Origin of the sequence: Blastococcus sp. MG754426 (assembly GCF_021699055.1) — a bacterium.
Taxonomy (GTDB): domain Bacteria; phylum Actinomycetota; class Actinomycetes; order Mycobacteriales; family Geodermatophilaceae; genus Blastococcus.
In genome coordinates, this window is record NZ_SSXC01000002.1 from 75158 (window position 1) to 87550 (window position 12393).

The following is a 12393-nucleotide window of genomic DNA, read 5'->3' on the forward strand; positions in this document are numbered from 1 at the left end:
GCGGGCAGGAGCCGGCGCCGTCGGTGGACACGACCCCGCTCGGCGTCCCCCGGCCGCAGACGCGGCCGCTGCCCGCGCCAGGGCCCGGGCCGGCGCCCGCACCTGCCCCGCCGAGGGTCACCGTCACCCGGGTCGCCGCCGCCCGCAGCCGCGAGCTGACGGTCGCGGCCGCGCGCCGGGTCCGCACGGCGAGCCGGGCCGACGGCGCCGGCGACAGCGGGCTGACCCACCTGCTGTGGGTGAACGCCCTGCACATGGCCGGCGACGCGATGATCGCCGTCTCCCTGGCCGGGACGCTGTTCTTCGCCGCCACCGCCGACGCCCAGCGCGGCAACGTCGCGCTCTACCTGCTGGTCACCATGGCGCCGTTCGCACTGCTGGCCCCGGTCATCGGCCCGGCGCTGGACCGGCTCCAGCGCGGCCGCCGGTGGGCGCTGGCGGTCTCGCTGGGCGGGCGGGCGGTGCTCGCGCTGGTCATGGCCCGGCACTTCGACGACCTGTGGCTCTACCCGGCGGCGCTGGGCGTGCTGGTGCTCTCCAAGGCGCACAACGTGCTGCGGGCCGCGGTCGTCCCGCGCGTGCTGCCCGGGCCGATGTCGCTGACGTCGGCGAACGCCCGGCTGTCGGTGTTCGGCCTGGTCACGGCCGGCGTCGCCGGGGGGCTGGGCGCCGGGGTGGCCGCGCTGCTCGGCTTCGACTGGGAGCTGTGGGCGACGGCGGCGGTCTTCGTGGCCGGCGCGGTGCTCGCCGTGCGGCTCCCCCGGCACGTCGACGTCCCCACCGGCGAGGAGCCGGCCGACGTGCTCACCACCGCCGAGATCCCGCTGCCCGGCCGCCGGCGGCGGGTCTCCCCGCACGTGGTGCTGGCGCTGCGGGCCAACGCGGCGCTGCGCGGGCTGGGCGGGTTCCTCACCATCTTCGCCGCGTTCCTCGTGCAGGCGACGTTCGCCGACGGATGGTCGGCGACCCTCGCCCTGGGCGCGCTGGCCGCCGCGGCGGGGCTGGGCAGCTTCACGGGGACCGCGGTCGGGTCGCGGATGCACTCCGCCGCCCCCGACCGGCTGGTGCTGCACGCCGCGTCCGCCGCCGCGGTGGTGACGGTGCTGGCCGCGGTCTTCTACGGGTTCGGCATGGCGGTGCTGGTCGCCGGCGTCTCCGCCGTGGCCAACGCGCTGGGCAAGGTCTCGCTCGACGCGATCATCCAGCGCGAGGTGCCCGAGAGCCTGCGCGCCTCGGCGTTCGCCCGCTCCGAGACGGTGCTGCAGCTGGCCTGGGTCGCCGGCGGGGCGCTGGGCATCGCGCTGCCGCCCACCGGCTGGATCGGGTTCACCGTCGCCGCGGCGCTGCTCGTGCTGGCGGTGGCGCTGATCCTGTGGAGCCTCTACCGCAGCCGCCCCGCGCCGGGGACGGCGGGGGCCCCGGACGCACCGACGACGCCGGTGGGACCGTCGTGGTCGTGAGAACGCCCCGCACCGCCCTGCTGCTCGCCCTCTGCACCGCCGGGTCGCTGACCGCCTGCGCCGGTGAGCCCGCGACCCCGCAGGACCTGCGGGTGCAGGCCGGCAGCCAGGACGTCACCGCCGCGCCGACCCAGTACTGCCTGGACGGCGAGGGGCAGCGCTACAGCACCCGTCCCCCGGTCGTCGAGGTCTCCCCGGACACCACGATCGCGCTGACCGTGCCGGAGGCGATCGCCGAGCGCGGGTGGCAGGTGCAGGTGTTCGACGAGTCGCTGGAGCAGCTGATCGGCGAGGTCGACGTCCCCACGGGCACCGAGACCTTCGAGGGGATCAGCTCCTCCGACGTCGTCCCACCCGCCTTCTACCTGGTGGTCGTCGAGGACGCCGGCGGCGACTGCGGCGAGTTCACCGCGGCCTGGCCGGTCGGCTTCCTGCGCGCCGGCGGCGACCTGGGGAGCTGAGCGGCGCTCAGCCCTCCAGGTCGGTGGCGACCGCGCGCAGCACGGCGGCCACCTTCCGGGCATGGCCCCGGTCGGGGTAGCGGCCGTGCCGCAGCCCCTCGGAGACGTCGTCGAGCAGCTTGATCAGGTCCTCGACGATCGGGACCAGCTCGTCGGGCTTCTTCCGCGCGGCCGCGGCGACGGTGGCCGCCACCGACGGCAGCGGGTCGAGCAGGCGCACCTGCAGCGCCTGGTCGCCGCGGCGGCCGGCGACGATCCCGAACTCCACCCGCTGGCCGGGCTTGAGGTCGGTGCCGGCCGGGAGCGCGTCCTTGTGCACGAAGACGTCGGGACCGTCCTCGCGGGACAGGAAGCCGAAGCCCTTCTCCGCGTTGAACCACTTCACTCTGCCGGTGGGCACGGTGGATCCCTCAGTTCCTCGCTGTGGCGCGGCGCGCTGGCCGGACGGTCGACGCGGCGGGACGCCGCTGCTGGACAGGTTAGCCGCCGCGGCGCCGCCCCGACCTGCCGATTCCGGGCGGGTCCCTACGCTGGGCCGGTGCCCGACCACCCCGACTACCGCTTCACGCTCGCCAACGAGCGCACGCTGCTGGCCTGGCTGCGGACGGGGCTGGCGCTGGTCGCCGGCGGGGTGGCCGTCGCCACCTACGCCCCCGACCTCGGGGTGCGCTGGGGCAGCGCCGCGGTCGCGCTCGCGCTGGTCCTCATCGGGCTGGGCATCGCGCTGGCCGGCTACCGCCGCTGGCAGGCCAACGAGGCGGCGATCGGGGCCGGGCGCGCCCTGCCGGCCAGCCGGCTCGTCCCTGCCGCGGTCGCGGCCGTGGCGGCGGTGGTGGTCGTCGTCGGCGTGCTCGTGGGCGTGGAGGTGCTGCGCGGGTGAGCGGGCCGGTGGAGACCCAGCCCGAGCGCACGGTGCTGGCCTGGCAGCGCACCGGCCTGGGGCTGCTGGCCGTGGCCGGCCTGGTCGGGCACCGGGCGGTCCACCTCGGCCGACCGGCCCTGCTGGTCGTCGCGGGCGTCGCCGCGCTCCTCGGCATCGGGGTGCTCGGCGGGCTGGGGCCGGCCCGCTACCACCGGGTGCAGCAGCGGGTCGCCACCGGGCGCCCCGTCGGGGACCGGGCGGCCGCGCTGGCCGCGACGGCGGCCGTCGTCCTCACCGCCCTCGCCGCGGCGGTCGCGGTGCTCATCCCCGGCTGATGCCCGGCACGATCCCCAGCCGGTCCAGCAGGTGCAGGAAGGCGACGGCGAAGTCGTTCCCCGCCACCTCGCCGGCCACCCGGGCCCAGTCGACCTGCTCGCGCAGCGCCCGGGCCACCGGCAGCAGCCGCGCGAAGTCGCAGTAGTGCTCGTCCAGCGCCATGAGCTTGGAGACGACGATGTCGGTCGGCGCCATGACCGGCATCTGCACCGACAGCACCGGCAGCACCTCCGCCCGGTCGACCAGGTCGGTCTCCACCGGCCGCCCGCAGGTGCGCCAGATGACGTCGACGAAGACGTCGTCCCGTTCCACCTTCAGCAGCCAGTCCTCCGCCGGGTCGACGACCTGCAGACCGGCGTCGGCCAGCGCCTTCGCCGCCCGCTCCGCCTCAGCCGCCGGCACCAGGAAGTCGGCGTCGTGGTCGGGCTCGGGGGCGCCGCGCACCCAGGCGGCGTAACCGCCGCAGAGCGCGAACGGCACGTCGGCCTGCTTCAGCGCGACGGCGGTGCGCTTGAGCAGGTCGCGCACCTGCTCGCGGGGGGACGTCTGCACCCAGCGCCTGCTACCCGCGCGCGCCGCGGGCACACGGAGGGGTAGATCCCCGGGGCAGCGGGGCACAGGGACCGGGTGCGCATCGCGACCTTCAACATCCTGCACGGACGCTCGCTCGACGACGGCCGGGTCGACGTCGACCGGCTGGCCGCGGCGGTGAAGACCCTGGACGCCGATGTGCTCGGCCTGCAGGAGGTCGACCGCGACCAGCCGCGCTCGCTCGGCGCGGACCTGACCGCCGTCGCCGCCGAGGCGATGGGGGCGGTCGACTCGCAGTTCGTCGCGGCCCTCGACGGGACCCCCGGCGGCACCTGGATGGCGGCGACCGGCGAGGAGCAGCCCGGCTCGGCGAGCTACGGGATCTCGCTCCTGTCGCGCCACCCCGTCGTCTCCTGGCGGGTGGTGCGGATGGCCCCCCTGCGGGTGAGCGTGCCGCTGTGGTCCCCGCAGTCCCGGCGTCCCTTCCTGGCCCGCGACGAGCCGCGGGTCGCCGTCGCCGCCGTCGTCGACGGCCCGGCCGGGCGGTTCACCGTGTGCAACACCCACCTGTCGTTCATCCCGCGGTGGAACGGCCACCAGTTGCGGAGCCTGGTGCGGTCGCTCGAGGGCACCGTGGAGCCGCTGGTGCTCATGGGCGACCTGAACATGCCGCCGCGGGCCGCCGCCCGGCACAGCGGGCTCACCCCGATCGCGGAGGCCCCCACCTTCCCGGCACCGCGGCCGTCGCGGCAGCTGGACCACGTCCTGGTGCGCGGCGGCCTGCGCGCGGACGGCCCGGCCGAGGCCGTGCGGCTGCCCCTGTCGGACCACCGGGCGCTCGTCGTCCGGGTCGCGGCCGCCTGAGCGGGGAGCGGTCGCGGTGGCGCACCGTGCAGTGGATCATGACCGCATGCCCGGAGCCGGTCGCATCCTGACGCTGGTCGCCTCGATCGTGCGCACGGTGTTCGCGGTGATCGCCGCGGTCATCGTCGTCCACGCGGTCTTCGTGCTGTTCGAGGCCAACCCGGGCAACGTCCTCGTGCAGTTCGCGGCCGACTGGCGCGAGACGTTCGGCTGGTTCACCCGCGACCTGTTCACGCCGTCGGACCCGGAGGTCGCCGAGGCGGTCAACGCGGCGCTCGCCGCGCTGATCTGGGTGGTCGCGGGCTCGCTGCTGTCGAAGCTGGTCGTCCGGCTGGCGCCCAGCAGCACCGCCGGCGTCTAGGCGTTCCGCACCGCGGCGGCGGACTCCAGTCCCAGCTCGGCGACGGCGACCCGGCGCATCTCCACCTTGCGCACCTTGCCGGTGACCGTCATCGGGAACTCGTCGACGACCTTCACGTACCGCGGCACCTTGAAGTGGGCGAGCCGGCCGGCGCAGAACTCCCGCAGCGCCTCGGCGGTGAGCGGCTCGGCGCCCTCGCGCAGCCGCACCCAAGCCATGAGCTCCTCGCCGTACCGCTCGTCGGGGACGCCGATGACCTGGGCGTCGACGACGTCGGGGTGGGTGTAGAGGAACTCCTCGATCTCCCGCGGGTACACGTTCTCCCCGCCGCGGATGACCATGTCCTTGATGCGGCCGACGATGTTCAGGTAGCCGGCGTCGTCCATGACCGCGAGGTCGCCGGTGTGCATCCAGCGCGCGGCGTCGATCGCCTCCGCTGTCTTCTCCGGCTCGTCCCAGTAGCCGAGCATCACCGAGTAGCCGCGGGTGCAGAACTCCCCGGGCGTGCCGCGTGGGACGGTGAGCCCGGTGACCGGGTCCACGACCTTGACCTCGAGGTGCGGGTGCACCCGGCCGACCGTGGAGGTGCGGCGGTCGAGGTCGTCGTCGGCGCCGGTCTGGGTGGAGACCGGCGAGGTCTCGGTCATGCCGTAGCAGATGGTCACCTCGGTCATGCCCATCTCGGCGACGACCCGCTTCATCACCTCCACCGGGCACGGGGAGCCGGCCATGATGCCGGTGCGCAGGGTGGAGAGGTCGTAGCTCGCGAAGTCGGGCAGCGCGAGCTCCGCGATGAACATCGTCGGGACGCCGTACAGCGAGGTGCAGCGCTCCTCCTGGACCGCGCGCAGGGTCAGCGCGGGGTCGAAGCCGGGCGCGGGGATGACCATCGTCGCGCCGTGGCTGGTGGCCGCCAGGTTGCCCATGCCCATGCCGAAGCAGTGGTAGTAGGGCACCGGGATGCAGATGCGGTCGGCCTCGGTGTAGCCGCAGCCCTCGCCCACGAAGAACCCGTTGTTGAGCAGGTTGTGGTGGGTGAGCGTGGCGCCCTTGGGGAAGCCCGTCGTCCCCGAGGTGTACTGGATGTTGATCGGGTCGTCGGCCGAGAGCTCGGCGGCCCGCTGGGCCAGCCGGCCCCGGTCGCCGGCGCGACCGGCGTCCACCAGCCGCTCCCACTCGGGGGAGCCCAGGAAGACCACCTCGCGCAGCGCCGGGCAGTCGCCCCGGACCTCGGCGACCATCGCGCGGTAGTCGCTGGTCCTGAACTCCGGTGCGCTCACCAGCACCGAGATGCCGGCCTGCTGCAGCACGTAGGCGAGCTCGTGGGTGCGGTAGGCCGGGTTGATGTTGACCAGGATCGCGCCGAGCTTCGCCGTGGCGTACTGGACGAAGACCCACTCGGCGCAGTTGGGCGCCCAGATGCCGACCCGGTCACCCTTGCCGACGCCGAGGGCGTCGAGCCCGAGGGCGCAGGCGTCGACGTCGTCGACGAGCTGCGGGTAGGTCCAGCGGCGGCCCGAGGCGCACTCGACGAGCGCTTCGTGGTCGCCCACCCGCGCTGCCGTCCGATCCAGGTTCGCCCCGATCGTGTCGCCCAGCAGGGGGACCGTGGAGGTCCCGCTGCTGTAGGACGGCAGCGCGGGCGCGGTCACCGCCGCCGGCCCTCGGGGGTCTGGACGCCGGCCCGGTTGGGCTTGTCCGTCGGGTGGGCGTAGCGCAGCCGGTCGGCCGGGAGCGGGAAGCCGTGGTCCTCGCCGAACGGCGACAGGCCGCCGGCGACCGAGGCGGAGAGCTCGGTGATCGGCGGGCCGCCGCCGTCGGACTCGCCCCAGGTGGGTTCCACCAGGTGGGCGTGCTTCTCGTTGCGCTTGGCCATGACGCCTCCGTGTGCGGTAGCGGGTGCACCGCGCGGTGCACTCTTGCCGACATCTTCCCCCGACCGCCCCGCCGGCCGCGCGCCACCGCCCCCCGTGGCGGCGGTGGTGTCGCGGTCAGCGCCCCCGGGTGACGGCCCGGGCCCCGTAGAGGGTGCCCGCTCCCTCCGCGGTGAACACCCACTGCCCCGACCCCACCGGGGCGGCGAGCACGGCGGCACCGTCGAGGGCCTGCACCGCGCGGGTGCGCCAGATCGCTGTGCTCAGCAGCCGCAGCTGCACCGCCTCGTCCCCGCCGTCGGGCTCGAAGGCCAGCACCGCGGGCCCGGCGACGTAGAGCCGCCCGGGGCGCCACGTCGTGCCGGCCAGCGCGCGCCGCCAGCGGCTGGTGCGCAGCAGCGCCCCGCCGCCGACGACGACGGCGGCCAGCCCGCCCAGGACGAGCGCGAGGACGACGAGCCCGGCGCCGGGTACCCGACGGCCCTCCTCCCCGGCCATCGACACGGTGGCGGCGCCGAGCAGGACCCCGAGGACGACGGCGATGGCGCCGCCGCCCAGCCAGCGCAGCGCCCCGACCTGGAGGGCGGCCAGGGCGGTCCGGGTGCCGGGGTCGTCACTCGCCGGGTGCATGGGCACATGCTGGCAGCAGCGTCCGCCGGGACGGCGACGTAGCGTGGACCGGATGTCCACGGAAGCCCCCGCGACGCTCGCCGCCTGGTTGCGCACCCGCAGCGACGAGCAGCTGCGCGCGTTGCTGGCGGCCCGGCCCGACGTCGCCCGCCCCGCACCCTCCGACGTCGTCGCGCTGGCCAGCCGGCTGGCCGTGCCGGTGTCGGTCGACCGCGCCCTCGACGAGCTCGACGCCGCCACCCTGCAGGTGCTCGACGTGGTCCTGCTGGCGCCCACCGACGGGCTGCCGCCCGACGCGCTGGTGGCCGCGCTGCCCGAGGTGCCCGACGAGGTGGTCGAGGCCGCGGTGGAGGCGCTGACCACGCGGGCGCTGCTGTGGGGCGACGACGTCCTGCACGCCCCCGACCCGGTGCGCCGCGCCGTCCGCCACCCCGCCGGGCTGGGCCGCCGGGCGGTCGACCTGCGGCTGCAGCTACCCGCGGACCTGCCGGCCGCCGTCGGCGAGCTCGACCCCGAGGAGCGCGCCGTCCTGGAGCGGCTGGCCGGCGACCGCCCGGTCGGCCACCTCCCGGAGGCGCCCAACGGCGGCGCCACCCCGGCGCGGCGGCTGCTGCAGCGGGGCCTGCTGGCCCGCATCGACGCGCTGAACGTCGAGCTGCCCCGCGAGCTGGGGCTGCTGCTGCGCGGCGACCGCCCCTACGGCCCGCCGCGGCGGCGCCCCGAGCCCGCCGTCGTCGCCCGTGACCCGCAGGTGGTGGACCGGCAGGCCGCCGGTGCGGCGCTGGAGCAGGTCGGGCGGGTCGGCGAGCTGCTGGCGCTGCTGGAGGAGGAGCCGGCCGGGCTGCTGCGCAGCGGCGGGGTGGGGGTCCGTGACCAGAAGCGGCTGGCGAAGGCGCTCAAGGTGGCCGAGCCGGACGCCGCCTGGCTGCTGGAGCTGGCGCACGCGGCGGGGCTGCTCGACGTCGGCGGCCCGCACCGCGACGAGTGGCTGCCCACCCGCGCCTACGACGTCTGGCGGGAGCAGGACCTCGCCGACCGGTGGGCGGTGCTGGCGGCCGGGTGGCTGGGCGCCGTCCGCCTCCCCTCCCTGGTGGGCGTGCGCGACATGGCCGGCAAGGCCGCCAACCCGCTCTCCCCCGACCTCGTGCGGCACACCGCGCCGGCCATCCGCCGGTCGGCGCTGGCGGTGCTCACCGAGCAGCCGCCCGGGTCCGGGCTGGGGGCCGACGAGCTGACCGCGCTGCTGCGCTGGCGCACCCCGCGCCGGGCCGACCGGCTGGCGCCGGTGCCGGACGTGCTGGCCGAGGCCGCCCGGCTGGGCGTGGTCGTGGGCGGGGTGCTCTCCACCGGTGGCCGCGGCCTGCTCGCCGCCGGGGAGGACGGCGCCGCCGACGGCGTGCGCGGGCTGCTGCCCGAGCCGGTCGACCACGTCCTCGCCCAGCCGGACCTGTCGCTGATCGCCCCGGGGCCGCTGGTGGCCGAGCTGGCCGACACCCTGTCGGTCGTCGCCGACGTCGAGTCCTCCGGTGGCGCGACGGTGTTCCGGGTGTCGGACTCCTCGGTCCGGCGGGCGCTGGACGCCGGCTGGTCGGCCGCCGACCTGCACGACTTCTTCGCGAAGGCGTCCCGCACCCCGGTCCCCCAGGCGCTGGACTACCTGGTCGACGACGTCGCCCGGCAGCACGGGCGGCTGCGGGTGGGGGCGATCGAGTCCTACGTCCGCTCGGACGACCACGGGCTGCTCTCCCAGGTGCTGAGCGACCGGCGCACCGCCGCCGCGGAACTGCGCCGGCTGGCCCCGGGCGTGCTGGTGAGCGGGCTGGGGGCCGACGAGGTGCTCACCGTGCTGCGCGAGGCCGGCTACGCCCCGGCCGGCGAGCACCCGGGCGGTGCGGTGCTCACCCGGCCCCCGGCCCGGCCACGCGCCGCCGGCCGCCGCGGGACCGAGCCGGCGGCCGCGCCCCGTCCGCTGACCGCGGCCGACCTGGAGACGACGGTGCGGGAGATCCGCGCCGGGGATGCGGCGCTGGCCGCGCGCCGCGGCGAGGCGGTGCGCCAGGTGCCGGGGGTGACGACGGCGTCGACGCTGGAACTGCTGTCGCGCGCGGTCCGGGAGGGCGTGCCGGTGTGGTTGGGCTACGTGGACGCCCAGGGCAGCGGCAGCCAGCGCGTGGTGCAGCCGGTCTCGCTGGCCGGGGGCTTCCTGCAGGGGTACGACGAGCGACGCGGGGAGAGCCGCACCTTCGCCGTCCACCGGATCACGTCGGTGGCGCTGGTGGAGGACGACGGCGACTGACCCGCGCCGTTCCGTCGGGGGGGCGGCCTACCGTGCCGCCGTGACCGAGACGTTCACCGCCGTCCTCTGGGTGCACGACGGCCCGGCCGGGTGGCACTTCCTCACCCTGCCGCCCGAGGTCGCCGACGACGTGCGCGAGGCCGGCGCGGCCGTCCGCGCCGGGTTCGGGTCGGTGCGGGTCACCGCCACGGTGGGCGGCACCTCGTGGCGGACGTCGGTGTTCCCGGACGCGCGCAGCGGCTCCTACCTGCTGCCGGTGAAGAGGCCGGTGCGGGCGGCGGAGGGGCTGCGCGCCGGTGACCGGGTGGTGGTCCAGCTCGCCGTCAGCCGGGATCCGGCACCGCGACGCGGCGGGTGAGCATCCGGCCCAGGACGACCTACCTGTCGGCGCCGGCCCCTGGATCGGGGCGCGGCTGCGGGCCGGGCATGCTGCCCGGGTGATCGACGGCCCCCCGAGCATCCAGGAACGACTGGTCCCCACGCTGACGTGCTTCGGCTGCGGCCCGGCCAACGAGCGCGGCCTCGGGCTGCGCAGCCACCCCGGCGGGGACGCCGTCACCGCGACCTTCACGCCGTGGCCCGAGCCCGACAACGGCCTGGGGTACCTCAACGGCGGCATCATCTCCACGCTCCTGGACTGCCACAGCGCCGCTGCCGTGCTGCACGAGGCCGACGTGCGCGGCTGGGGGCCGCTGCCGGGAGCGGCGCTCGCGTACGTGACCGCGGGGCTGGACGTGCGGTACCTGCGCCCGGCCCCGCTCACCGAGCCGGTGGAGCTGCGGGCGGTGGTCACCGAGGCGGGCCAGGGGCAGATGACCGTCGACGTCGGGCTGCACTGGGACGGCAAGCCGCGGGCCACCGCGGTCGCGCTGTGGAAGCGCTGGCGGCCCCGCGCCTGAGCGCCGGCGTCTCCGTGCCGCCGTCGTCTCGATCCGGGACGGAAGGACCCGTCGTCCCCCGGCGTTACCGTGGAGAGTCCGGCGCGCCCGCCCGCGCCGCAGTTCCCGAGCGAAGGATGCGTGCGCGTGCCTGACGGCCCCCTGATCGTCCAGTCGGACAAGACGCTGCTGCTGGAGGTCGACCACCCGCTGGCCCGCGACTGCCGCGCCGCGATCGCCCCGTTCGCGGAGCTGGAGCGCTCCCCGGAGCACGTGCACACCTACCGGGTGACGCCGCTGGCGCTGTGGAACGCGCGCGCCGCCGGGCACGACGCCGAGCAGGTCGTCGACGCGCTGGTGCGCTACTCGCGCTACCCGGTGCCGCACGCGCTGCTGGTCGACGTCGCCGACACGATGGACCGCTTCGGCCGGCTGACCCTGCAGAACAACCCGGTCCACGGCCTGGTGCTCACCAGCTCCGACCGCGCGGTGCTGGAGGAGGTCATCCGCTCGAAGAAGGTCGCCCCGATGCTGGGCGCCCGGCTCGACGCCGACAGCGTCGTCGTCCACCCCTCGGAGCGGGGCCGGCTGAAGCAGGCGCTGCTCAAGGTGGGCTGGCCGGCGGAGGACCTGGCCGGCTACGTCGACGGGCAGGCGCACCCGATCTTCCTGGAGCAGGACGGCTGGCACCTGCGTGACTACCAGCAGGAGGCGGTCGACGGCTTCTGGGCCGGCGGCTCGGGCGTCGTCGTCCTCCCCTGCGGCGCCGGCAAGACGCTGGTGGGCGCCGCGGCGATGGCCGAGGCGAAGGCGACCACGCTGATCCTGGTGACCAACACCGTCTCCGGGCGGCAGTGGAAGCGCGAGCTGCTGGCCCGCACCACGCTGACCGAGGACGAGATCGGCGAGTACTCCGGCGAGCGCAAGGAGATCCGGCCGGTCACGATCGCGACCTACCAGGTGATCACCACCCGCCGGAAGGGCGAGTACCGGCACCTGGACCTGTTCGACGCGCAGGACTGGGGCCTGATCGTCTACGACGAGGTGCACCTGCTGCCGGCGCCGATCTTCCGGCTGACCGCCGACCTGCAGTCCCGGCGCCGGCTGGGGCTGACCGCGACGCTGGTGCGCGAGGACGGGCGGGAGGACGACGTCTTCTCGCTCATCGGGCCCAAGCGCTACGACGCCCCGTGGAAGGACATCGAGTCCCAGGGCTACATCGCGCCGGCCGAGTGCGTCGAGGTGCGGGTCGCGCTCGACGACGAGGAGCGGATGACCTACGCCGTCGCCGAGCCCGAGGAGCGGTACCGGATCGCGGCGACGGCGAAGTCCAAGCTGCCGGTGATCCGCCGGGTGCTGGACCGGCACCCCGACGAGCAGAAGCTCGTGATCGGCGCCTACCTCGACCAGCTCGAGGAGCTGGGTCAGGCGCTGGACGCCCCGGTGATCCAGGGCTCGACGACCAACCGGGAGCGGGAGAAGCTGTTCGACGCCTTCCGCGCCGGCGAGGTGAAGACGCTGGTGGTCTCGAAGGTCGCGAACTTCTCCATCGACCTGCCCGAGGCTGCCGTCGCGGTGCAGGTGTCGGGCACGTTCGGGTCGCGCCAGGAGGAGGCGCAGCGTCTCGGCCGGGTGCTGCGGCCCAAGGCCGACGGGCGGCAGGCGCACTTCTACACCGTGGTCAGCCGCGACACCCTCGACAGCGAGTACGCCGCCCACCGGCAGCGCTTCCTCGCCGAGCAGGGCTACGCGTACACGATCGTCGACGCCGGTGACCTGGCCGGCCCGGGCGAGGTCAACGGCCCCGACTGGGTGGACGAACCGGCCGACTGAGCGCTGA

Annotated in this window: 14 protein-coding genes and 1 pseudogene; 10 read left to right on the forward strand and 5 right to left on the reverse strand. The window is 75.9% G+C overall.

Translation table 11 applies throughout. The features are described 5' to 3' along the window. Positions 1-23: 23 nt before the first annotated feature. Entirely contained in the window at positions 24-1460 is a 1437-nt protein-coding gene (locus tag E9549_RS01845) for an MFS transporter (protein ID WP_236824869.1), read from the forward strand. Beyond that, positions 1457-1921: a DUF2771 family protein gene (locus E9549_RS01850; RefSeq protein WP_236824870.1), complete on the forward strand. Its 465-nt coding sequence runs from the start codon at positions 1457-1459 to the stop codon at positions 1919-1921. The genes E9549_RS01845 and E9549_RS01850 overlap by 4 nt, the downstream gene beginning before the upstream one ends. Before the next feature lie 217 nt (positions 1922-2138). Here E9549_RS01850 and E9549_RS01855 read toward each other — a convergent pair. Then, positions 2139-2321 (reverse strand): annotated as a pseudogene (locus E9549_RS01855) (cold-shock protein); the annotation flags it as partial. Positions 2322-2459: 138 nt separating this feature from the next. On the opposite strand from E9549_RS01855, the gene E9549_RS23940 reads away from it, so the two are divergent. After that, positions 2460-2801, forward strand: coding sequence for a DUF202 domain-containing protein (locus E9549_RS23940; RefSeq protein WP_236824871.1), 342 nt, complete (start codon positions 2460-2462; stop codon positions 2799-2801). Beyond that, positions 2798-3118 (forward strand): DUF202 domain-containing protein, encoded by a 321-nt coding sequence (locus E9549_RS01865; protein ID WP_236824872.1) that lies wholly within the window; start codon positions 2798-2800, stop codon positions 3116-3118. Before E9549_RS23940 ends, E9549_RS01865 begins: the two co-directional genes overlap by 4 nt. On the opposite strand, the gene E9549_RS01870 is transcribed toward E9549_RS01865, so the two are convergent. Continuing rightward, complete coding sequence (locus tag E9549_RS01870; RefSeq protein ID WP_236824873.1) at positions 3105-3671, reverse strand: nucleotidyltransferase family protein; 567 nt, start codon at positions 3669-3671, stop codon at positions 3105-3107. The two genes, E9549_RS01865 and E9549_RS01870, sit on opposite strands and share 14 nt — an antisense overlap. Before the next feature lie 75 nt (positions 3672-3746). On the opposite strand from E9549_RS01870, the gene E9549_RS01875 reads away from it, so the two are divergent. Both E9549_RS01875 and E9549_RS01880 read left to right on the forward strand, forming a co-directional pair. Further along, positions 3747-4514, forward strand: coding sequence for an endonuclease/exonuclease/phosphatase family protein (locus E9549_RS01875; protein ID WP_236824874.1), 768 nt, complete (start codon positions 3747-3749; stop codon positions 4512-4514). Positions 4515-4560: 46 nt separating this feature from the next. Further along, on the forward strand, positions 4561-4875 hold the full coding sequence (locus tag E9549_RS01880; protein WP_236824875.1) for a hypothetical protein: 315 nt from the start codon (positions 4561-4563) through the stop codon (positions 4873-4875). Here E9549_RS01880 and E9549_RS01885 read toward each other — a convergent pair. From E9549_RS01885 to E9549_RS01895, 3 genes are all read right to left on the reverse strand, one after another. Beyond that, on the reverse strand, positions 4872-6527 hold the full coding sequence (locus E9549_RS01885) for an AMP-binding protein (RefSeq protein ID WP_236824876.1): 1656 nt from the start codon (positions 6525-6527) through the stop codon (positions 4872-4874). The genes E9549_RS01880 and E9549_RS01885 overlap by 4 nt on opposite strands. Beyond that, on the reverse strand, positions 6524-6751 hold the full coding sequence (locus E9549_RS01890) for a hypothetical protein (RefSeq protein ID WP_236824877.1): 228 nt from the start codon (positions 6749-6751) through the stop codon (positions 6524-6526). The genes E9549_RS01885 and E9549_RS01890 overlap by 4 nt, the downstream gene beginning before the upstream one ends. A 115-nt stretch (positions 6752-6866) precedes the next feature. Then, complete coding sequence (locus E9549_RS01895) at positions 6867-7379, reverse strand: hypothetical protein (protein ID WP_236824878.1); 513 nt, start codon at positions 7377-7379, stop codon at positions 6867-6869. A gap of 52 nt (positions 7380-7431) precedes the next feature. Between E9549_RS01895 and E9549_RS01900 the strand changes: the two genes are divergently transcribed. From E9549_RS01900 to E9549_RS01915, 4 genes are all read left to right on the forward strand, one after another. Beyond that, on the forward strand, positions 7432-9675 hold the full coding sequence (locus tag E9549_RS01900) for a helicase C-terminal domain-containing protein (RefSeq protein WP_236824879.1): 2244 nt from the start codon (positions 7432-7434) through the stop codon (positions 9673-9675). 40 nt (positions 9676-9715) lie between these two features. Further along, on the forward strand, positions 9716-10033 hold the full coding sequence (locus E9549_RS01905; protein WP_236824880.1) for a DUF1905 domain-containing protein: 318 nt from the start codon (positions 9716-9718) through the stop codon (positions 10031-10033). A 79-nt stretch (positions 10034-10112) separates the two neighbouring features. Continuing rightward, positions 10113-10574, forward strand: coding sequence for a PaaI family thioesterase (locus tag E9549_RS01910; RefSeq protein WP_236824881.1), 462 nt, complete (start codon positions 10113-10115; stop codon positions 10572-10574). Positions 10575-10700: 126 nt separating this feature from the next. Then, positions 10701-12386: a DNA repair helicase XPB gene (locus tag E9549_RS01915; RefSeq protein ID WP_236824882.1), complete on the forward strand. Its 1686-nt coding sequence runs from the start codon at positions 10701-10703 to the stop codon at positions 12384-12386. Positions 12387-12393: the final 7 nt, after the last annotated feature.

Bases quoted from the DNA above. Each gene is read 5' to 3' on its own strand.
- E9549_RS01880 (WP_236824875.1), top strand. From the start codon at position 4,561: ATGCCCGGAGCCGGTCGCATCCTGACGCTGGTCGCCTCGATCGTGCGC.
- E9549_RS01890 (WP_236824877.1), bottom strand. From the start codon at position 6,751: ATGGCCAAGCGCAACGAGAAGCACGCCCACCTGGTGGAACCCACCTGG.
- E9549_RS01895 (WP_236824878.1), bottom strand. From the start codon at position 7,379: ATGCACCCGGCGAGTGACGACCCCGGCACCCGGACCGCCCTGGCCGCC.
- E9549_RS01900 (WP_236824879.1), top strand. From the start codon at position 7,432: ATGTCCACGGAAGCCCCCGCGACGCTCGCCGCCTGGTTGCGCACCCGC.